Source organism: Streptomyces sp. NBC_00669, from assembly GCF_036226785.1.
Taxonomy (GTDB): Bacteria; Actinomycetota; Actinomycetes; order Streptomycetales; family Streptomycetaceae; genus Actinacidiphila.
The window spans coordinates 6,426,630-6,447,102 of the sequence record NZ_CP109018.1 but is presented as its reverse complement, the minus strand read 5'-3'; the positions used below and the strand labels follow the sequence as shown (position 1 = coordinate 6,447,102).

Here is a 20,473-nt window from a genome sequence, read left to right as displayed (position 1 = left end):
CGGGGTCTACATTCCGCCGCACCACCAAGCTTTGAAGGAGCACCGCCATGCCCCGTGCCCGTCTGTCCCTGCGTACCCGCGCGCTGGCCGTCACCGCCGCCGCGGTGACGCTGGGCGCCACGTTCTACGGCGTCGGCGTCGCGACCGCGGACAACTCCGCACCGCGCAGCGACAAGCAGATCCCCAATCTCACCAACGTCGTCGACGAGATCAAGGCGTACTACGGCGACACTGTCGACGCGTCGGGCGAGCACCAGGCGTCCCCGACCAGCAACTACGCACATCAGGTCGCCGGGATCGAGGCGAAGGCGAAGTCCTGGCTGGCGCAGGCGGCCACCGCCGGCCACGGCCACGGCGGCGGGAAGGGCCACGGCAAGAGCGGCAAGCCCGCGATCGTGCTCGACGTCGACGACACCAGCCTGCTGACGTACAACTACGAGCTGGAGGTGGGCTTCAACTACACCCCGGCGAGCAACCAGACGTACCTGGACACCAAGAACATGCCGCCGGTCTTCGGCATCGACACCCTCGTCAACTGGGCCGCCTCGAAGGGCATCACGGTCTTCTGGATCACCGGCCGCCCGGAGGCGCAGCGCACCGACACGGTGCGGAACCTGACCGCGGAGGGCTTCAAGGCGCCGGCCGACACCTCGCACCTGTACCTGAAGAACGCGGCCACCCCGCCGTCGTACCTGCCGTGCGGCGCGACCTGCACGACCATCGAGTACAAGTCCGGCACCCGGGCGCACATCGAGTCGCTGGGCTACGACATCGTCGGCAACTTCGGCGACCAGTACAGCGACCTGGAGGGCGGGCACGCGGACAAGTCGTTCAAGCTGCCGAACCCGATGTACTACCTGCCGTAGGGCGTGCGGCCGCCGTGGGCGTGAAGCTGTGCCGTGCGGCGGCAAGGTCCCCTTCAGGGACGGCGTTTGGGCACCGGGACGCGCATCAGGTCGTGGGCGACGGTGAGTTCGCCGGCGAAGCCCGCCGCGCGGGCCTGGTGCCCGAAGTCGTCCGGGTCGGGGTAGCGCTGCGAGAAGTGGGTGAGCACCAGGTGCCGTACACCCGCTTCCGCGGCCACCCGGGCCGCCTGTCCCGCGGTGAGATGGCCGTACTCCTCGGCGATCCCGGCGTCCTGGTCGAGGAAGGTGGACTCGATCACCAACATGTCGCATCCCGCGGCGAGTTCGGGCACCGCCGGGCACATCCGGGTGTCCATCACGAACGCGAACGACTGGCCCGGCCGCGGCTCGCTGACCTGATCCAGCGTCACCCCGCGCAGCTCGCCGTCGCGTTGCAGCCGGCTGATGTCCGGCCCGGCGATGCCGTGTGCGGCCAGCCGCTCCGGCAGTATCCGCCGCCCGTCGGGCTCGTCCAGCCGGTAGCCGTACGCCTCCACGGGGTGCGACAACCGCCGTGCCGACAGCGTGAGTTCGCCGGTGACCGCGATCGGGCCGTCCTCGTCGAGCGGCCGCTCGCGCAGTTCCGCGGTCTCGCGGTACGCGGTGGCGTACCGCAGCCGCTCGAAGTACCGCTGCCCGCTCGCCGGGTAGTGCGCGGTGATCGGGTGCGGCACCCGGTCCAGGTTGATCCGCTGCACCACCCCGGCCAGGCCCAGGCTGTGGTCGCCGTGGAAGTGCGTGACGCAGATCCGGGTCAGGTCGTGCGCGGCCAGCCCGGCGTGCACCATCTGCCGCTGGGTGCCGTCGCCGGGGTCGAAGAGGATGCCCTCGGTGTCCCAGCGCAGCACGTAGCCGTTGTGGTTGCGCTGCCGGGTCGGCACCTGGCTGGCGGTGCCGAGCACGACGAGTTCGCGGGGTGACATGGCGCTGGGGTCCGTACGGTCGCGGTTCGGGTCGGGCCGGGGGTCCGGGTCGGGTCCGGGCGTCCGGGTCGGGTCCGGGTGTCCGGGTCGAGTCCGGGAGTTCGGGGCGTCCGGTGCCCGGCTCAGACCAGCCGCTGGAGGTCGCGGCCGCCCAGCACGTGGGCGTGCGCGTGGAAGACGGTCTGGCCCGCGCCCGGGCCGGTGTTGAACACGATCCGGTAGCCGGTGTCGACCACGTTCTCCCGCGCGGCCACCTCGCCGGCCTCCCGCAGCACGTCCGCGGCGGCGGCCGGGTCGCCCGCGGCCAGCTCGGCCGCGTCGGCGTAGTGCACCCGCGGGATCACCAGCACATGGGTGGGCGCCTGCGGGTTGATGTCCCGGAACGCGATGGTGGTCTCCGTCTCCCGCACCACCGTCGCCGGGATGTCCCCGGCCACGATCTTGCAGAACAGGCAGTCCGGCTGTGCTTCTCCCGCCACGGCGGCACCCCTTGCTCTTCCGCTCGTCCGTCCGCGGCCGGCGCCGTCCGCCGACCCGCACCCGGCATCGTATCGGCCCGCCCGTCGTCGTCCTCGCGGTACGGCCCCCCTTGCGTGTTCCGGTGCGGCGCCCGCCGGGCACATCACGGGAGTGAGGAACGAACGCGCGCCCCGGGCGGGCAGGTTACGTGACCGGTCGATCTCCGTGGGCTGCCTGCTCGCGATGCTGATGCTGGTCGGAGCCATCGTGGCGGGGCTCGGCGCGATCGCCTACTACGCGCTGCCGTCGTGCCACACCGACTGCCGCCCGAGCACGGGGGGCGGCGGCGGAGGCGGCGGCGGCGGGTGAGGCAGCGGAGGCGGGTGAGCCGGCCTACCGGCCTTCCGGCCCATGCCCGCAGGCGTCCGCGCGGGCCGCGGCCCTTAAGGGCGGACGTCCACCGTGTGGGGGATGGCCGCCGTGAACAGGGCGGGGCATCGTGGGGGGATGGGACGCATCCGGAGGAACTGGGGTGTCGGGGTGGCGGGAGCCGCCATGGTGATGGCCACGGTCGCGGCGTGCGATCCCGTGGACGGGCTGAGCAGCTCCAACGTGTCGGTGAGCACCGACCAGTTGGCCACCAAGGCGCTGAAGCAGGAACACGTCGAGGTGCAGTGGCTGTCGTGCAGCGCGACCGAGGACAGGAAGGACCCGAAGGTCGACTGCGTGGGCCGCACGAACGACCAGCGGAAGATCTCGGTGAAGGGCGACGTGACCCGGCAGTCGAACCTCAAGTGCGTCCAGGGCCATCTGACCGCGTTGGTGGAGGGCCGCACCGTTTTCGACGTGCACGGGCTCGGCGCGTGCTGACCGGCCGCGCTCCGCGCGGCGGCCCCGGTTCGTACCGAGGGGCACTGCTCAGCGCAGTTGATCGTGGTTAGGCTGGCTTCGTGACGCAGTCCTCGCTCTCCGCGCGCCCTTCGGGCCCTGTTCACCCCGCATCTCACCCCTCGTACCTGAGGCACCCGCACCCGCACGGTGACCTGGTCGTCTTCACCGCCGAGGACGACGTGTGGGTCGCCCCGCTCGACGGCGGCCGGGCCTGGCGGGTCAGCGCGGACAACATGCCGGTCCGGCGGCCGCGGATCTCCCCCGACGGCAGGTCGGTGGCCTGGTCCTCCACCCGCGACGGCGCCCCCGAAGTCCACGTGGCGGACCTGACCGGGGGCCCCTCGCGGCGGCTCACCTACTGGGGCAACGCCCAGACCGGCGTGCGGACATGGACGCCGGACGGCGAGCTGGTGGTGGTGACCACGGCCGGCCAGGCGTCGATCCGCCGTACCTGGGCGCACCGGCTGCCGCTGGACGGCGGCCCCGCGCGGAAGTTGCCGCTCGGCCCGCTCGGCGACCTCGCGTACGGACCGGACGGCGCCCTGCTGCTCCAGTCGGTGACGATGGGGCGCGAGGCCGCGTACTGGAAGGGCTACCGGGGCGGCACCGCGGGCAAGTTGTGGCTCGACCCCACCGGCGAGGGGGAGTTCGCCCGGCTGCACGAAGACATCGACGGCAACCTCGAGTACCCGATGTGGGTCGGCGACCGGATCGCGTTCCTCTCCGACCACGAGGGCCAGGGCGCGCTCTACTCCAGCCGGCCCGACGGCGCCGACCTGCGCCGCCACACCCCGCTCGGCGCGTTCTACGCCCGGCAGGCAGGCACCGACGGCACCCGGGTGGTGTACACCGTCGGCGGCACCCTGTACGTGCTGGACAGCCTCGGCGAGGACGTGCAGCCGCGCCCGCTGGAGATCGAACTCGGCGGCCAGCGGGTGGACTTGCAGCCCTACCCGCTGCGCCCTGCCGCGTATCTGGGCGACGCCCGGCCGGACCACACCGGCCGGGGCAGCGCGGTGGAGGTGCGCGGCACCACGCACTGGGTCACCCACCGGGGCGGCCCGGCCCGGGTCCTGGCCGCGCAGCCGGGCGTACGCACCCGGCACCCGCGGGTGTTCTCGCAGGGCGACGACCAGTACGTGGTGTGGGTGACCGACGCCGACGGCGACGACGCGCTGGAGATCTCCCCGGCCACCGGACTGCCGGCCGGCACCGCGCCGCGCCGGCTCGCGGCCGGGCGGCTCGGCCGGGTGCACGAGCTGGAGGTGTCGCCGGACGGCCACCGGATCGCGGTCGCCTCGCACGACGGGCGGGTGCTGCTGGTCGACACGCAGACCGGCGAGGTCCGCGAGGTGCCGACGACCGACACGGCCACGGCGGAGGGCGACGACGAACCCGCACCGGCTCCCGCACCGGCCGGAAACGCCGGAGACGTCAGCGACCTGGCCTTCTCCCCCGACTCCGGCTGGCTGGCCTGGTCCCAGCCCGGGCCGGGCTCGCTGCGGCAGATCAAGCTCGCCGCCACCGCGGACCTGACCCTGGTGGACGCCACCCCGCTGCGCTTCATCGACTTCGCGCCCGCGTTCACCGCCGACGGCCGGCACCTCGCCTTCCTGTCCCAGCGGGCCTTCGACCCGGTCTACGACGCCCACGTGTTCGACCTCTCCTTCCCCAACGCCTGCCGCCCGTACCTGATCACGCTCGCCGCCACCACGCCCTCACCGTTCGGCCCGCAGCGGCACGGCCGCCCGTACGACGACGACGGGGACGAGAACAGCGAGCACGGGGACGGCGGCGGCACGGGAACAGGCACGGGTACGGGTCTGGGGCTGGCCGCGGGCGAGGACACCGGGGCGGGCGTGAGCGCCGGCACCGGCGCGGACGACGGCTCGGACAGCGGTTCCGGCGAGGAGTCCGACGACGCCTCCGACGGTGACTCCGGCAACGGCTCCGACAGTGGCTCCGGCAGCGACAACGGCGGTTCCGACACCGGTGGTTCGGGCCGGCGCGGCCGCCGGGACCGGCCCCGTCCCACCAAGGTCGACGCGGAGGGCATCGCCGACCGGATCGTGCCCTTCCCCGTCGAGGCCGGCCACTACTCGGGGTTGGAAGCCGCCAAGGGCGGGGTGCTGTGGCTGCGGCACCCGCTCGTCGGCAGCCTCGGCGCGTCTCTGGCCACGCCCGAGGCCGAGCCGCCGGAGACCGTCCTGGAGCGTTACGACCTGCGGCAGTTGAAGGTGGAGGAGATCGCCTCCGACGCCGACGGTTTCGCGGTCTCCGGCGACGGCACGAAGGTGCTCGTCACCAGCGGGGCGCGGCTGCGGATCGGGCCGGCGGACAGCAAGTCCGATGACGACTCGGACAGTTCGACGAGCATCGACCTGGCCCGGGTGCGCGCCACCGTCCAACCCGCCGACGAGTGGCGGCAGATGTTCGACGAGACGCACCGCCTCGCCCGCGACCACTTCTGGCGGGCCGACATGGGCGGCCTCGACTGGGACGCGATCGGCGCGCGGTACCGCGCGCTGCTGGACCGCATCGCCACCCACGACGACCTCGTGGACCTGCTGTGGGAACTCCACGGCGAGCTGCGGACCTCGCACGCGTACGTCTCGCCCCCCGGCGGCTCCGGTGACCCGCGCCGCCGCCAGGGTCTGCTCGGTGCGGACATCTCCCGTGCGGAGGACGGCAGTTGGCGGGTGGACCGGGTGCTGTCCGGCGAGTCCTCCGACCCCCGGGCGCGCTCGCCGCTGGCCGCGCCCGGGGTGGCGGTCCGCGCCGGGGACACCCTCGTCGCGGTGGACGGGCTGCCGGTCGACCCGCTGACCGGCCCCGCGCCGCTGCTGGTGGGCACCGCGGGCAAGCCGGTCGAGCTGACGGTCACACCGGCGGCGGGCGGCCCGGTCCGGCACGTGGTCGCGGTGCCGCTCGCCGACGAGGAGGCGCTGCGCTACCACGACTGGGTCGCCGACCGGCGCGCCTACGTCCACCGGGCGTCCGGCGGCCGGCTCGGCTACCTGCACGTGCCCGACATGGTCAGCAACGGCTGGGCCGAACTCCATCGCGACCTGAGGGTCGAGGTGGCCCGCGAGGGGCTGGTGGTCGACGTCCGCGAGAACCGCGGCGGGCACACCTCGCAGCTCGTGGTGGAGAAGCTGGCCCGCCGGGTCATCGGCTGGGACCTGCCGAGGTACGGCCACCCCTTCAGCTACCCGCAGGACGCTCCCCGCGGGCCCGTGGTGGCGGTGGCCAACGAGTTCTCCGGGTCGGACGGTGACATCGTCAACGCGGCGATCCGCACGCTCGGGATCGGCCCGGTGGTCGGCACCCGCACCTGGGGCGGCGTGATCGGCATCGACAGCCGCTACCAGCTGGTCGACGGGACCTCGGTGACCCAGCCGAAGTACGCGCTCTGGTTCGAGGGGTTCGGGTGGTCCGTGGAGAACCACGGGGTCGAGCCGGATGTCGAGGTGGTCGTCACCCCGCAGGATTACGCCGCCGGGCGCGATCCCCAGCTCGACCGTGCCATCGGGATGGCCCTGGAGGCGTTGGCGGCGAACCCGGCGAAGTCGGCGCCGCCCCTTCCGGGGTAGGCGGGACCCTCCCGGGTGCCCCTGTCCGCGGTTCTCGGGACCTTGCGGTGGGGGCGCCGCGGGACCCTCCCGGGTGCCCCTGTCCGCGGTTCTCGGGGCCTTCCCCGAGTGGGGGGCTGGTCGCGCAGCTCCCCGCGCCCCTGGGTATGTGCGGCCCGCCGCGCATCCGCAGGGGCGGGGTGGAACACCCGAACTGATGAAGTTTCAGCCGCCGCCCGCGGCAATCTCCCGGTGTCCGTGTTGCCGTCGGCCGGTGAAGGGTCATGCATCTTCGGAAGGCCCGCACCGCCCACCACCGAGAGGTGACCGCCCATGCGCCGACGCAGCCGCAAGCTCCTCGCCCGTACCGCGTCCCTGCTGGCCGCGGGGCTGGTGGTGGCGGGCACTCCCGCCGCCGCGCACGCCGCCGCGCCGTCCGCCGTGCCCGCCGTACCCACCGGGCGGATCGGCCTGCCCGGTACCGCGCCCCCGTGGGCGACCGCGCAGGCCGACCAGGGCCAGGCGCCGACCGGCACGACCGTGACCGCGCACGTGTACCTGGCCGGCCGGGACCACGCCGGGCTGGAGGCGGCGGCCCGTTCGGTCTCCGACCCGGCCTCGGCGGAGTACGGCCGGTACCTCACCCCGGCGCAGGTACAGGCGCGGTACGGCGCCACGCCTGGCCGGCAGGCGGCCGTACGCGACTGGCTGACCGGCGCCGGCTTCCGGGTGACGGCCGCGGACGCGCACCAGCTGACCGTGCAGGGCAGCCCGAAGGCCGTCAGCGCCGCGTTCGGCACGACCCTGCACCGGTACCGCAAGGGCGGCCACGTCTACACCGCGCCGGTCACCGCCGCCTCGGTCCCGGCGGACATGGCCGACGCGGTGCTGACGGTGACCGGCCTGGAGGACACCCCGCACCTGGCGACGCCCAAGGCCGTATCGGCGGCCTCGCCGGGCGATCAACTCCCCGGCCCCACCGCCGCCTTCGTCAACGCGCCGCCGTTCTCGACCAGTTGGGGCGACCACCCGGCAGCGGGCGTCCCGCAGGCGTACGGCGCCGTCCCGCCGTACGCCGTCCAGGGCTACACCGGGCGGCAGTTGCGGAGTGCGTACGGCGTGACCGGCTCGGGCCTCTCCGGCCGCGGCGTGACCGTGGCGGTGGTGGACGCCTACCACTCCCCGACGCTGACCGCGGACGCCGAGACGTACGCCCGGCGCAACGGCGACGCGCCTTACCGCGCCGGCCAGTTGACCACCGTGGACGCCCCGGCCTGGACCGACACCGACCAGTGCGGCGCGGACGGCTGGTACGGCGAGCAGTCGCTCGACGTGGAGGCGGCGCACGCGATGGCGCAGGACGCCGGGATCACGTACGTCGGTGCCGCCTCGTGCGACGACCCCGACCTGCTGGCGGCCCTGAACACCGTCGTGGACCACCATCTCGCGGACATCGTCAGCGACTCGTGGGGCGAGCCGGAGAGCGCCGCGGACCCGGCGCTCGACCCGGCCTACGACCAGACGTTCGCCACCGGCGCGCTGGAGGGCATCGGCTTCTACTTCTCCAGCGGCGACGACGGCGACGACAAGGCGTCGACCGGCACCAAGCAGAGCGAGACGCCCGCGTCGCGGCCGTGGGTGACCGCGGTCGGCGGGACGTCGCTCGCGGTGGGCGCGGACGACGGCTACCAGTGGGAGACCGGCTGGGGCACCGACAACTCGCGGCTGAACGCCACCGGGACCGCGTGGTCCTCGCTGCCGGGCACCTTCGACGACGGCGCGGGCGGCGGGGCGAGCACGCGGGCGGCCCAGCCGTGGTACCAGCGCGGCGTGGTACCGGCCGCCCTCGCGCGGCAGGGCGGCGGGCGGGCGATGCGGACCGTCCCGGACATCGCGGCGGTCGCCGACCCCACCACCGGCTTCCTCATCGGCCAGACCCAGAGCTTTCCCGACGGCACCGTGAAGTACAGCGAGTTCAGGATCGGCGGCACCAGCCTGGCCGCGCCGGTGATCGCCGGCATCCAGGCACTCGCCCAGCAGGCGCAGGGCTTCCCGATCGGCTTCGCCAACCCCCGCCTCTACGACCAGCGGCACGCCGCCGACTTCCACGACGTCACCGACCACCCGCTCGGCACCGACCGGCAGTTGGCTGCCGTACGGGTCGACTACCGCAACGGCGTGGACGATTCGGCGGGCACCTCCACCACGCTCCAGACCCTCGGCCACGACTCCTCGCTGGCCGCGGTCCCCGGCTACGACGAGGTGACGGGCGTCGGCTCGCCAGCCCCGGCCTATCTGCGCTCCTTCCGGCTCCTGCCCGTCAGGCGGTAGTCAGCCCGCGGAGACGGACCGCCCGCGAACGGGACCGCCCCCGAACGGGGACCGCCCGCGAGCAGGGAACGGGTGGGCGTGGCACCGCGTCGGTGCGGCCGGGAACGGGTAGGTTTCCGGCCGACCGCCCGCTTTCACGGTGCTTTCCGGAGGTTTGCGTGGAACCGCTCGACGAACGGCACGGCGCGGCACAGGAGTTGATCGCCCGGGCGCGGCGCGAGCTGGCCGGCGCCGCCGCGCACAACGCGTTCGTGGAGCTGGTGGAGGCCGGCGCCGCGCCCCGGGAGCGGCTGGTCCGCCTGGTGGCGGAGGAGTCGTTGATCGTGCGCAGCGACCGGCGCAGCTTCGCCCTGGCGGCGTCGCGGTTCGGCGGCGACGATGCCGCGGCCGAGCTGTTCCTCGGCCTGGCGCAGGGCGAGACGCGGGCGTTGGAGCTGCTGGCGCGGCTGGGGTCGGCGCTCGATCCGGCGGGGCCGCCGGCCGGTGCGGCCGGGTGGCGGCCGTCGCCCGCCGCGCAGGGCTATCCGCACTATCTGGGCTGGCTGGTCGGGTCGGGCACGCGCAGCGAGCTGGCGCTGGCGCTGCTGGTCAACTTCGGCTTCTGGGGCGGTTATTGCGCGCGTCTGGCGGAGGCCGTGCCGCCGCGCTACGACCTGACCGCCGGCGACGTGGAGTTCTTCGCGTTCTTCTCGACCCTGCCGCCCGGCTTCGAGACCCAGGCGACCCGGCTGCTCCAGGCCGGCCTGGACGCGGGAGAGGACCCCTCGGCCGCAGTGGAGGCGGCGCGGCTGATGCAGGCGTACGAGGCCGCGTTCTGGCAGTCGCTGGCCTGATGAGGCCATACCCCCACGTACCGGTGACGCGACTGTGGCGCTATCGGGACATTTTTCCCGCGGAGGTCGGGCAACAATCGAGTTGACCATGGTTCCGACGGGGAGACCTCGGGACCGTTGAGCAAGACGAGGAGCACGAGTTGATGCGTACCAACCGGAAGATTGCCGTCACCCTCGCCGTCGCCGCACTGGTGGGGGCCGCCGGTGCGGGAGTCGCGCAGGCGTCGCCGGCCAAGGGCAAGAGCCCCGCCCCCTCCGCCTGCCGTCCGGCCAACCACCTCGCGAAGATCACCCAGACGGCCAACTCCGCGGGGCACCGGCACTACCGCGTCACCCTGACCGCGCCTCGCGGCTACGAGTCCTGCACGCTGGCCGGCTCTCCCACCGGCGTGCGCTTCACGAACCACGACAAGAGCGTCAAGCTCACCACGAAGCGCTACGGCAGCCAGCACACCAAGGTGACCTTCGGCCCGGGCCACCCGGTGCACTTCGACATCCAGGTGCCCAACAACGCGCACGGCCTCGCCGCGAACGCGGCGTCGTTCACGCTCCAGGCCCCCGGCGGCGAGATCCCCGGCACCTCCTTCGCCGACGGCAAGCTCACGGTCGCCAAGGGCACCCTGGTCGGCCCGGTCCAGCGCGGCGCCTGACCCGCGCCCGCCCCCACCACCGGGCACCGCACTCCACGCGGGCTCGCACGTATGTCGTGCGGGCCCGCGTTCTGCGTGCGACCGCTCTCAGGCGACACCTGCTCAACCGGTCCACCGCGAAGGCGTCATGGCTTCACTCCTTGAAACCAAACGGGCGGATGGCGCCAGCCGGTCAAGGGCTGGGCGCAATGATGGTTCAGACCTTGACCGCGCCCCGGTAGGCGAGTTCAATCACACCCGCACCATGGGCAGACGACCGGCCGTCATCGGCGACCGCGGGTCGGCCCCTTCGCGCACAGCGCTTCCGCACGCCTGCTGTCCCGCTCCCCCCGCACTCTCGCTCCCTGCTTTCCCGTTCTCCCGTCCTCCCGTTCTCCCGTCCTCCCGTTCGGCACGGAAAGAGTGCGTGGACGCGCACTCCTGGGAGCGCTCCACCCGCGGTCCGACCGCGGGGCCGGAGCGTTCCGCGCCGCCGTGACGACGCCCGGCCGCCGTAGGGCATGCGTCCATGTTCCGAAGTCGGCCACCGCGCCACGCACCACGCTCACCGCCCCCAGCTCCACGTCCGCACCTCCACGTCCGCACCTCCACTCCCCCACCGGACCCCGAACCCCGACCCCGAACCCCGACCGGAACACCCCCCTCGGCAGATGCTTGGAGGCATCGTGCACACGTTCCGCACATCGGTGAGACGGCGAACGCCGTATCTCGCCGCCCTGGCCCTGGTGGCCGGCGGCTCCGGCCTGCTCGGCGCCGTCTCCGCCCCCACCGCGCAGGCCGCCCCCACCGCGGCCGGTGCCTGCCCCTGGGTGCACTCCACCGCACCGATCCCCGACCGGGTCGCGCAGGTGCTGGCGCAGATGACGACCGCCCAGAAGGTGGCACTGGCCACCGGCACCGGCGGCTCCAGCTACGTCGGGTTCACCCCGGCGATCCCCGCGCTGTGCATCCCGGCGATGACCCTGGAGGACGGCCCGGCCGGCGTCGCCGACGGCATGAACGACGTCACCCAACTGCCCGCACCGGTCAGCGTCGCGTCCACCTGGGACACCGCGGCCGAGCAGACGTACGGCCAGGTGATCGGCAGCGAGCAGGCCGCCAAGGGCACCACCGTCGACCTCGGCCCGACCATCAACATCGACCGCGACCCGCGCTGGGGCCGCGCCTTCGAGTCGATCGGCGAGGACCCTTACCTCAACGGCCAGTTGGGCGCCGCCGACATCAGGGGCGTGCAGTCCACGGGGGTGATGGCCCAGGTCAAGCACCTGGCCGTCTACAACCAGGAGACCAACCGCAACACCCCCTCGGACGACGCGGTGATCAGCGAGAAGGCGCTCCAGGAGATCTACCTGCCGGCTTTCCAGGACGCGGTGCAGCAGGGCGCGGCCTCCTCCGTGATGTGCTCCTACAGCACCATCAACGGCACCTACGCCTGCCAGAACCCCGACCTGCTGAACAGCACGCTGCGAGGCCAGTTCGGCTTCCAGGGCTTCGTGACCTCCGACTGGGGTGCCACCCACTCCACCGCCGCCTCGGCCAACTCCGGCCTGGACCAGGACATGCCGGGCAACGACGGCTACTACGGCACCGCGCTGAGCAACGCGGTCGGCTCCGGGGCGGTCAGCCAGGCCACGCTCGACACGATGGCCACCCGCATCCTCACCGAGATGTTCGCGTTCGGCCAGTTCGACAAGGCGCCGTCCGGCTCGCCGGGCGCGGTCGCCACCAGCACCGCGAACAAGACCGCGGCGACCCAGCTCTCCGCCGAGGGCACCGTCCTGCTGAAGGACAGCGGCGGCGTCCTGCCGTTCGGCTCGGGCACCTCCTCGATCGCGGTCATCGGCGCGGACGCCTCCACCAGCCCGCAGACCGCCGGCGGCGGCAGCGCGGCGGTCAACTCCAGCGGCACCGTCACCCCGTTGCAGGGCATCACCGCCCGGGCCGGCGGCGGCGTCAGCGTCAAGTACGACAGCGGCTCCGACACCGGCTCGGCCGCCTCGCTCGCCGCGGCCTCGTCGGTCGCGGTGGTCTTCGCCAGTGACTTCGAGTCCGAGGGCAGCGACCTGGGCGGCATCGACCTGCCGGCCTCGGAGAACAACCTGATCTCGGCGGTGGCCGCCGCCAACCCGAACACGGTGGTGGTGCTCAACACCGGCTCCGCCGTGACGATGCCCTGGCTGAACTCCGTGAAGGGCGTCATGGAGGCGTGGTACCCGGGCCAGAACGACGGCACCGCGATCGCCTCGCTGCTCTTCGGCGACACCAACCCCTCCGGCCACCTCCCGGTGACCTTCCCCACCTCGCTGTCCCAGGTCCCCGCGCACACCACCGCGCAGTGGCCCGGCACCGGCGGGCAGGTGCAGTACTCCGAGGGCGTCGACGTCGGCTACCGCTACTACGACGCCAACAACCTCACGCCGCTCTTCCCGTTCGGCTACGGCCTGTCGTACACCAGCTTCTCCTTCAGCGACCTGCACGTGGGCGCCCTGGCGGCGGGCGGCGCGGCCACCGTGACCGCGACCGTCACCAACACCGGCGCGCGGGCCGGCGCCGACGTCGCCCAGCTCTACGTCAGCCGGCCGGCCGGCAACGGCGAACCGCCCCGGCAGCTGGAGGGCTTCGCCCGGGTGGACCTCCAGCCCGGCGCCAGCCAGACCGTCAGCTTCCCCGTCAGCCAGCAGAACCTGCGCAGCTACGACACCTCGTCCGGCGCCTGGACCACCGCGACCGGCTCCTACGGCATCTCGGTCGGCGACTCGGACGGCAACCTGCCGCTGACCGGCACCCTGGGCGTCACGTCGGCGCAGCTCGGCACGCCGCTGACCGTCACCGCGCCGGGCGCGCAGGAGGGCCTCACCGGCGCCGCGGTGTCCGTGCAGGTCGCCGCGCACGACACCACCGCCGGCCAGACCCCGTCCTTCACCGCCACCGGGCTGCCGGCGGGTACCGCGATCTCGTCCTCGGGCGCGATCACCGGTACCCCGACCAAGGCCGGCACCAGCACGGTGACCGTCACCGCCCACGACGGCGCGGGCGCGAGCGCCTCGACCACCTTCCTGTGGACGGTGGTGCCCGCGGACGCGGCGCTGGCCGGTCAGCTCGTCGGCTACCAGGGCCTGTGCCTGGACGTGAACGCCGCGAACTCCGCCGACGGCACGAAGGTCGACGTCTACACCTGCAACGGCACCGCCGCCCAGCAGTGGACGGTCGGCAGCGACAACACGGTGCGGGCGCTCGGCAAGTGCCTGGACATCACGTCGGCGGGCACCGCCAACGGCACGAAGGTGCAGCTCTACACCTGCAACGGGACCGGTGCGCAGGTCTGGCAGCCGCAGGCCGACGGGGCGCTGCTCAACCCGAGTTCGGGGAGGTGCCTGGACGACACCGACGAGTCCACCACTCCCGGGACCCAGGTGCAGATCTGGGACTGCACCGGCGCGGCCAACCAGGTCTGGAAGCAGGGCTAGGGTGCCCTGACCCCCAGGGTGCCCCTGGACCCCGGTCGAGGGGCACCCTGCCCGGTGGTGGGGTTGCTCGCGCAGCTCTCTCCCCCCGAGCTTCGCCTGGGTGGGGGTGCCCCCGGCGCAGCGAGGGGGAGGGCCCCACGCGCCCCTGAGCGAGTGCGGCTCCCTCCGCGAGAAGAGGGTCACCCACCCGGGGGCGCGGGGCGCCCTACGACCAGCGGCCCGTTCGGGCCATCAGCAGCGACACGGCCGCCACTCCCGCCGTCGAGGTGCGCAGCACCGTGGGGCCCAGCCGGTAGGCGGCCGCGCCGGCGTCCGCGAACAGGGCCAGCTCCTCCGGGGCGACGCCGCCCTCGGGGCCGACCACCAGCACCACGGAACCGGTGGTGGGGAGCCGGGCGCCGGCCAGCGGGGCGGAGCCCTCCTCGTGGAGCACCGCGGCGAAGTCGGCGGCGGCGAGCAGCGCGCAGAGCTGACGTGTCGTCACCTGCTCGGCGACCGAGGGGAACCGCAGCCGCCGGGCCTGCTTGGCGGCCTCCCGGGCGGTGGAGCGCCACTTCGCCAGGGACTTCGCGCCGCGCTCGCCGCGCCACTGCGTCACGCAGCGGGCCGCCGCCCACGGCACCAGCGCGTCTACCCCGGCCTCGGTCATGGTCTCCACGGCGAGTTCGCCCCGGTCGCCCTTGGGCAGCGCCTGGACGACGGTGACCGACACGGCCGGCGCCGGCTCGGCGCGCGGCTCGCGCACCTCGACGTCGAGGACGTCCTTGCCGGTGACCGCGGCGACCACGCCGCTGGCCCCGCGCCCGGTCCCGTCGGTCAGCACGATCTCCTCCCCGACCTGGAGCCGCCGCACCGACACCGCGTGCCGGCCCTCCGCGCCGTCGAGCCGTACCGTCGCCGGGGAGCCGTCGAGCGCGTCGGGGCCGACCAGGAAGACAGGGGCGGTCATGCGTGGGTCCCCTGAGCGGCGTGGAGTTCGGCGACCAGGGTCTCCACGAGCGCGCCCGCCGACAGCTCCCGGGCCAGCCGGTGGCCCTGCCCGGCCCACAGCGCCATCGCCTGCGGGTCGCCGAGGTCGGCGGCGGCCCGGCGAACGGGTTGGGTCAGGTGGTGCACTTGCGGGTAGCCGGCCGGGGCGTAGCGGCCGTGCTCGCGGACGAAGCGGTTGAGCAGGCCGCGGGCCGGGCGGCCGGTGAACGCGCGGGTCAACTCGGTACGGGCGTACACCGGGTCGGTGACCGCCCGCTTGTGCAGGGCGGACGCGCCGGACTCCGGGCAGACCAGGAACGCGGTGCCGAGCGCGGCCGCGGCGGCGCCCGCGGCGAGCACGGCGGCGACCTGCTCGCCGCGCATCAGCCCGCCGGCGGCGATCATCGGCAGTTGCACCGCCTCGCGGACCTGCGTGATCAGCGACAGCAACCCGAAGCCGGTGCCGTCGAGTTGGGGGTCGTCGCGGTGGGTGCCCTGGTGGCCGCCGGCCTCGACGCCCTGCACGCACAGCGCGTCGGCCCCGGCCCACTGGGCGGCCAGCGCCTCCGCGGGCGTGGTGACGGTGACGACGGTGTAGGTGCCGGCCTTCGCGAACGCGTCCAGCACGGTCCGGTCGGGGCAGCCGAAGGTGAAGCTCACCATCGGCACCGGGTCCTCCAGCAGGATCGCCACCTTGGCGTCGTACCCGTCGTCGGAGCCCGCCTCCGGGTCGCCGAGCGCCGTGCCGTACCAGGCGGCCTCGCCGGCGAGCTGCTCGGCGTAGACCTCGACCGCGGACGGATCGACGGTGCCGGGCTGCGGCATGAACAAGTTCACCCCGAAGGGTTGCGACGTGGCGTCCCGCAGTTGCCGGATCTCCTGGTACATCGCCTCGGACGTCTTGTACCCGGCGGCGAGGAAGCCGAGGCCGCCGGCGCCCGCCACCGCGGCCGCCAGCCGCGGGTTGGACGCGCCGCCGGCCATCGGGGCCTGCACGATCGGGTACGCCGAATAGGAGGAAAGATCGGTCAACGCGGGCATGTGGTCATCGTGTCACGTAGGGTGCCGCGCCAGGTGCCGCGGGGTGGCCGGGGCGGGAGACCGCCAACGGCGGGCCCGCCCCGCGAACGGCGTCCTCACCGCCCGTTGAAGGCGTCCTTCAGCCGGGAGAACAGCCCCTGCTGGCCGGGCGCGAACTGCCCGGTGGGCCGCTCCTCGCCACGCAGCTTCGCCAGCCGCCGCAGCAGGTCCTCCTGGTCGGCGTCGAGCTTGTGCGGGGTGACCACCTCGACGTGCACGATGAGGTCGCCGCGCCCGCCGCCGCGCAGGTGGGTGATGCCGCGCTGGTGCAGCGGGATCGACTGGCCGGACTGGGTGCCGGGCCGCACGTCGACCTCCTCCAGGCCGTCCAGCGTCTCCAGCGGGCACTTGGTGCCGAGCGCGGCCGCGGTCATCGGGATGGTGACGGTGCAGTGCAGGTCGTCACCGCGGCGCTGGAAGACCGCGTGCGGCAGCTCGCGGATCTCCACGTACAGGTCGCCGGCCGGGCCGCCGCCGGGGCCGACCTCGCCCTCGCCGGCGAGCTGGATGCGGGTGCCGTTGTCGACGCCGGCCGGGATCTTCACCGTCAGGGTCCGCCGGGAGCGCACCCGGCCGTCACCCGCGCACTCCGGGCACGGGGTGGGCACCACGGTGCCGAAGCCCTGGCACTGCGGGCACGGCCGCGAGGTCATGACCTGGCCGAGGAAGGAGCGGGTGACCTGCGAGACCTCGCCGCGACCGCGGCACATGTCGCAGGTCTGCGCGGAGGTGCCGGGCGCGGCGCCCTCCCCGTTGCAGGTGCCGCAGGTGACCGCGGTGTCCACCTGGATGTCCTTGGTGGTGCCGAACGCGGCCTCGTCCAGCTCGATCTCCAGCCGGATCATCGCGTCCTGGCCGCGCCGGGTGCGCGAGCGCGGGCCGCGCTGCGAGGACTGCCCGAAGAAGGCGTCCATGATGTCGCTGAAGTTGCCGAAGCCCGCGCCGAAGCCGCCCGCGCCGCCGCCCCCGCCCGCGGCGGACAGCGGGTCGCCGCCGAGGTCGTAGACCTGCTTCTTCTGCGGGTCGGAGAGGACCTCGTAGGCCGCGTTGATCTCCTTGAACCGCTCCTGCGTCTTCGGGTCCGGATTGACGTCCGGGTGCAGTTCGCGGGCGAGGCGGCGGAAGGCCTTCTTGATCTCGTCCGGGCCCGCGTCGCGGCGTACGCCGAGTACGGCGTAGTAGTCCGTGGCCACCTACGACTCCGCCAGGATCTGTCCGACGTAACGTGCCACTGCGCGTACCGCTCCCATCGTTCCGGGGTAGTCCATGCGGGTCGGTCCGACCACGCCTAGCTTGGCGACTGCCTCGTCGCCCGAACCGTAGCCGACCGCCACCACGGAGGTGGAATTGAGGCCCTCGTGAAAATTCTCATGCCCGATCCGGACCGTCATGGTGCCGTCGGCGGTCTCTCCGAGGAGTTTGAGGAGCACCATCTGCTCCTCGAGCGCTTCGAGCACCGGCCGGATCGTGAGCGGGAAGTCGTGGTGGAACCGGGTCAGGTTGGCCGCGCCGCCCAGCATGATCCGCTCCTCCTTCTCCTCGACGAGGGTTTCGAGGAGGGTGGCGAGCACCGTGGCGACCGACGGGCGGTCGTCGGGGTCGAAGCTGTCCGCCAGGTCCTGCACCAGCGGCGGCACCTCGGGGAAACGGCAGCCGGTGACACGGCTGTTGAGCCGGGCGCGCAGGTCCGCGAGGACCGTCTCGCCGACCGGCCCCGGGCAGTCGATGATCCGCTGCTCGACCCGGCCGGTGTCGGTGATCAGCACGAGCATCACCCGGGCCGGCGCGAGCGAGAGCAGTTCCACGTGGCGCACCGACGAGCGGGTCAGCGACGGGTACTGCACGACGGCGACCTGCCGGGTGAGCTGCGCGAGCAGCCGCACGGTGCGGGCCACCACGTCGTCGAGGTCGACGGCGCCTTCGAGGAAGTTCTGGATGGCGCGCCGCTCCGCGCCCGACAGCGGCTTGACGCCGGCGAGCTTGTCGACGAAGAGCCGGTAGCCCTTGTCGGTGGGGATACGGCCGGCGCTGGTGTGGGGCTGCGCGATGTACCCCTCGTCCTCCAGGACCGCCATGTCGTTGCGCACGGTGGCCGGGGACACCCCCAGCGAGTGCCGCTCGGTGAGCGCCTTGGAACCGACCGGCTCCTCGGTGCCGACGTAGTCCTGAACGATGGCACGCAGCACTTCCAGCCTGCGTTCGCTCAACATCGCGCACCTCCAACCCGGCGTCCCGGCCCTGCGGCCTGGCACTCCTCCGTTTCGAGTGCCAGCGCTCCCGCAGTCAGTGTACGGCGCGGCGGCAAGGGCACGGCAAGAGCGCCGGGGATACGGTCTCGCGCGGCGGGCGGTACGGGCGATACGCGCGGTACGTACGGTGCCGCACGGGGTGGGTACCGTACCGCGCGCGACCGGGGCGGGTCCCGGGGGTGCGGCGCGCGGCGCGGCGGGCATGGCGATAGCGTCGAGTCGTGAGCGATGCGGACAGCGGGTCGGTGTGGGAGCACCTCGCGCCGGGAGTCGCCAGGCGGCGGCTGCCGCACCTCGACGTGACCATCGGGCTGGTGGTCGGCGCGGACGGGGTGCTGCTGGTCGACACCGGGTCCACGCTGCGCGAGGGGGCGGAGCTGCGCGCCCAGGCCGAGGCGCTGACCGGCCGCCCGGTCACCCACGTGGTGCTCACCCACGGGCACTTCGACCACGTCTTCGGCACCGCGGCCTTCCCGGACGCCGAGGTGTACGGGCAGCGCGCGCTCGACGGTCTGCTGCGGCGCGAGGGCAACGTCCTGCGCGCCGACGCGGTGGCGCACGGCACCGACCCCGCGGAGGCGGCCGACGCGGCCGCCGCGCTGCGCCGCCCGACGCACCTGGTCGACGACCGGCTCGCCCTCGACCTCGGCGACCGCCCGGTGCTGCTGGTCCACCCCGGCCGCGGGCACACCGGCCATGACCTCGTCGTGCACGTGCCCGGCGCCACGGCCAGCGATCCCACGGTGGTCTTCTGCGGGGACCTCGTCGAGGAGTCCGGGGAGCCCCAGGCCGGCCCCGACGCCCTCCCGGCGGAGTGGCCGGCCACCCTCGACGCCCTCCTCGCCCTCGGGGGCGAGACGGCCCGCTACGTCCCCGGGCACGGCGCGGTGGTCGACGCCCGCTTCGTCCGCGGGTTGCGGGATGCCCTGACCCCCTAGGCTGCCCCGTCCTGTCGGCCCCGGGACCACCCCTCGGTGGGTGGCTTGCCGCGCAGTTCCCCGCGCCCCTTCGGGTTCCCGCCGTCTTGGTTGCCCACCGTCCCCGTCCTCGACCCGGTGGCCTGCTGAGCGCGCAGTTCCCCGCGCCCCTTCGGGTTCCCGCCGTCTTGGTTGCCCGCCGTCCCCGTCCTCGGCCCGGTGGCCTGCTGAGCGCGCAGTTCCCCGCGCCCCTGGGTGTGTGCGGGTGCCTCCCAGGCGAAGCTCCGGGGGCAGCCAGGACGGCGGGTTGCCGTGGGGGGCGGGCACGACGGGTGGTCCCGGGGCGGGAGATCCGGGAAACCCGGGGGGTCAGGCCCTACGATCATCCGCATGCGTAGCAGGAGTTATGACCCTGACCTCACCCCGCCCTGGAAGAAGTCCGACGCGGCGCCGGAGGTGGCCGCGGAGCGGGACCTGGTGGTCGAAGAGGTGAGCACGGGGTTCTGCGGAGCCGTGGTCCGGGTCGAGAAGACCGCCGAGGGCCTGACCGTGACGTTGGAGGACCGCTTCGGCAAGCTGCGGGTGTTCCCGATGGCGCCGCGCGGCTTCCTGATCGACGGCCGCACCGTGACCCTCGTACGCCCGCGCGCGGCCGCACCGGCCCCGCGCGGCCCGCTGCTGTCGGCGTCGGGCTCGATCGCCGTGACGGGCGCGAAGGCACGGGTCGCCCGGGCCGGGCGGATCTACGTGGAGGGCCGCCACGACGCGGAGCTGGTGGAGCGGGTGTGGGGCCACGACCTGCGGGTCGAGGGCGTCGTCGTGGAGTACCTGGAGGGCGTCGACGACCTGCCCGCGATCGTCTCGGCGTTCTCGCCCGGCCCGGACGCCCGCCTCGGCGTGCTGGTGGACCACCTGGTGCCGGGCTCCAAGGAGTCCCGGATCGCCGCGTCGGTCACCGGCGCCGACGTGCTGGTGGTCGGCCACCCGTACATCGACGTGTGGGAGGCCGTGAAGCCGTCGTCGGTCGGCATCCCGGAGTGGCCCCGGGTGCCGCGCGGGGAGGACTGGAAGACGGGCGTGTGCCGGGCGCTGGGCTGGACGGACCTCACCACGGGCGAGGCGTGGCAGCGCATCCTGGCGTCGGTGGCGTCGTACAAGGACCTCAAGCCCGAGCTGCTGGGGGCCGTGGAGCACCTGATCGACTTCGTGACGGCGCCGTAGTGCGGG

Annotated in this window: 16 protein-coding genes; 10 read left to right on the top strand and 6 right to left on the bottom strand. The window is 73.8% G+C overall.

What is annotated here, in order from left to right:
* Positions 1-47: 47 nt before the first annotated feature.
* Positions 48-866, top strand: a complete 819-nt coding sequence (locus OG896_RS27230) for an HAD family acid phosphatase (RefSeq protein WP_329369524.1) — start codon at positions 48-50, stop codon at positions 864-866.
* Positions 867-919: 53 nt separating this feature from the next.
* Here OG896_RS27230 and OG896_RS27225 read toward each other — a convergent pair whose 3' ends face one another.
* Positions 920-1,828: a ribonuclease Z gene (locus tag OG896_RS27225; protein ID WP_329369523.1), complete on the bottom strand. Its 909-nt coding sequence runs from the start codon at positions 1,826-1,828 to the stop codon at positions 920-922.
* 122 nt (positions 1,829-1,950) lie between these two features.
* Entirely contained in the window at positions 1,951-2,307 is a 357-nt protein-coding gene (locus OG896_RS27220) for a histidine triad nucleotide-binding protein (RefSeq protein WP_329369521.1), read from the bottom strand.
* A gap of 223 nt (positions 2,308-2,530) precedes the next feature.
* Between OG896_RS27220 and OG896_RS27215 the strand changes: the two genes are divergently transcribed.
* The 7 genes from OG896_RS27215 to OG896_RS27185 all read left to right on the top strand — a co-directional run bounded on the left by OG896_RS27215 (position 2,531) and on the right by OG896_RS27185 (position 14,031).
* Entirely contained in the window at positions 2,531-2,656 is a 126-nt protein-coding gene (locus tag OG896_RS27215) for a hypothetical protein (RefSeq protein WP_329369519.1), read from the top strand.
* A 138-nt stretch (positions 2,657-2,794) separates the two neighbouring features.
* On the top strand, positions 2,795-3,157 hold the full coding sequence (locus OG896_RS27210; protein ID WP_329369517.1) for a hypothetical protein: 363 nt from the start codon (positions 2,795-2,797) through the stop codon (positions 3,155-3,157).
* An 80-nt stretch (positions 3,158-3,237) separates the two neighbouring features.
* The gene (locus OG896_RS27205; protein ID WP_329369516.1) at positions 3,238-6,771 is read left to right on the top strand and encodes a S41 family peptidase; all 3,534 of its coding nucleotides are present in this window, start codon (positions 3,238-3,240) and stop codon (positions 6,769-6,771) included.
* A gap of 312 nt (positions 6,772-7,083) precedes the next feature.
* Positions 7,084-9,081, top strand: a complete 1,998-nt coding sequence (locus OG896_RS27200; RefSeq protein WP_329369514.1) for a S53 family peptidase — start codon at positions 7,084-7,086, stop codon at positions 9,079-9,081.
* A 158-nt stretch (positions 9,082-9,239) separates the two neighbouring features.
* On the top strand, positions 9,240-9,914 hold the full coding sequence (locus OG896_RS27195; protein WP_329369513.1) for a hypothetical protein: 675 nt from the start codon (positions 9,240-9,242) through the stop codon (positions 9,912-9,914).
* 143 nt (positions 9,915-10,057) lie between these two features.
* Positions 10,058-10,564, top strand: a complete 507-nt coding sequence (locus OG896_RS27190; protein ID WP_329369512.1) for a DUF4232 domain-containing protein — start codon at positions 10,058-10,060, stop codon at positions 10,562-10,564.
* A 686-nt stretch (positions 10,565-11,250) separates the two neighbouring features.
* Complete coding sequence (locus OG896_RS27185) at positions 11,251-14,031, top strand: glycoside hydrolase family 3 C-terminal domain-containing protein (protein ID WP_329369510.1); 2,781 nt, start codon at positions 11,251-11,253, stop codon at positions 14,029-14,031.
* Positions 14,032-14,236: 205 nt separating this feature from the next.
* Here the strand turns inward: OG896_RS27185 and OG896_RS27180 are convergent, their stop codons facing one another.
* From OG896_RS27180 to hrcA, 4 genes are all read right to left on the bottom strand, one after another.
* The gene (locus tag OG896_RS27180; protein ID WP_329369508.1) at positions 14,237-14,980 is read right to left on the bottom strand and encodes a 16S rRNA (uracil(1498)-N(3))-methyltransferase; all 744 of its coding nucleotides are present in this window, start codon (positions 14,978-14,980) and stop codon (positions 14,237-14,239) included.
* Positions 14,977-16,041, bottom strand: a complete 1,065-nt coding sequence (locus tag OG896_RS27175) for a nitronate monooxygenase (RefSeq protein ID WP_329369506.1) — start codon at positions 16,039-16,041, stop codon at positions 14,977-14,979. The genes OG896_RS27180 and OG896_RS27175 overlap by 4 nt, the downstream gene beginning before the upstream one ends.
* A 95-nt stretch (positions 16,042-16,136) precedes the next feature.
* Positions 16,137-17,273, bottom strand: a complete 1,137-nt coding sequence (gene dnaJ, locus OG896_RS27170; RefSeq protein WP_103889160.1) for a molecular chaperone DnaJ — start codon at positions 17,271-17,273, stop codon at positions 16,137-16,139.
* Positions 17,274-18,290, bottom strand: coding sequence for a heat-inducible transcriptional repressor HrcA (gene hrcA / locus OG896_RS27165; RefSeq protein WP_329369505.1), 1,017 nt, complete (start codon positions 18,288-18,290; stop codon positions 17,274-17,276).
* Positions 18,291-18,550: 260 nt separating this feature from the next.
* On the opposite strand from hrcA, the gene OG896_RS27160 reads away from it, so the two are divergent.
* Positions 18,551-19,267: an MBL fold metallo-hydrolase gene (locus OG896_RS27160; protein WP_329369503.1), complete on the top strand. Its 717-nt coding sequence runs from the start codon at positions 18,551-18,553 to the stop codon at positions 19,265-19,267.
* A 369-nt stretch (positions 19,268-19,636) separates the two neighbouring features.
* Positions 19,637-20,467 (top strand): DUF3097 domain-containing protein, encoded by an 831-nt coding sequence (locus OG896_RS27155; RefSeq protein WP_329369501.1) that lies wholly within the window; start codon positions 19,637-19,639, stop codon positions 20,465-20,467.
* Positions 20,468-20,473: the final 6 nt, after the last annotated feature.

Coding starts and splice junctions, on each gene's coding strand:
- OG896_RS27230 (WP_329369524.1), top strand. CDS start 48: ATGCCCCGTGCCCGTCTGTCCCTGCGTACCCGCGCGCTGGCCGTCACC.
- OG896_RS27225 (WP_329369523.1), bottom strand. CDS start 1,828: ATGTCACCCCGCGAACTCGTCGTGCTCGGCACCGCCAGCCAGGTGCCG.
- OG896_RS27215 (WP_329369519.1), top strand. CDS start 2,531: ATGCTGATGCTGGTCGGAGCCATCGTGGCGGGGCTCGGCGCGATCGCC.
- OG896_RS27210 (WP_329369517.1), top strand. CDS start 2,795: ATGGGACGCATCCGGAGGAACTGGGGTGTCGGGGTGGCGGGAGCCGCC.
- OG896_RS27200 (WP_329369514.1), top strand. CDS start 7,084: ATGCGCCGACGCAGCCGCAAGCTCCTCGCCCGTACCGCGTCCCTGCTG.
- OG896_RS27190 (WP_329369512.1), top strand. CDS start 10,058: ATGCGTACCAACCGGAAGATTGCCGTCACCCTCGCCGTCGCCGCACTG.
- OG896_RS27180 (WP_329369508.1), bottom strand. CDS start 14,980: ATGACCGCCCCTGTCTTCCTGGTCGGCCCCGACGCGCTCGACGGCTCC.
- OG896_RS27175 (WP_329369506.1), bottom strand. CDS start 16,041: ATGCCCGCGTTGACCGATCTTTCCTCCTATTCGGCGTACCCGATCGTG.
- hrcA (WP_329369505.1), bottom strand. CDS start 18,290: ATGTTGAGCGAACGCAGGCTGGAAGTGCTGCGTGCCATCGTTCAGGAC.
- OG896_RS27155 (WP_329369501.1), top strand. CDS start 19,637: ATGCGTAGCAGGAGTTATGACCCTGACCTCACCCCGCCCTGGAAGAAG.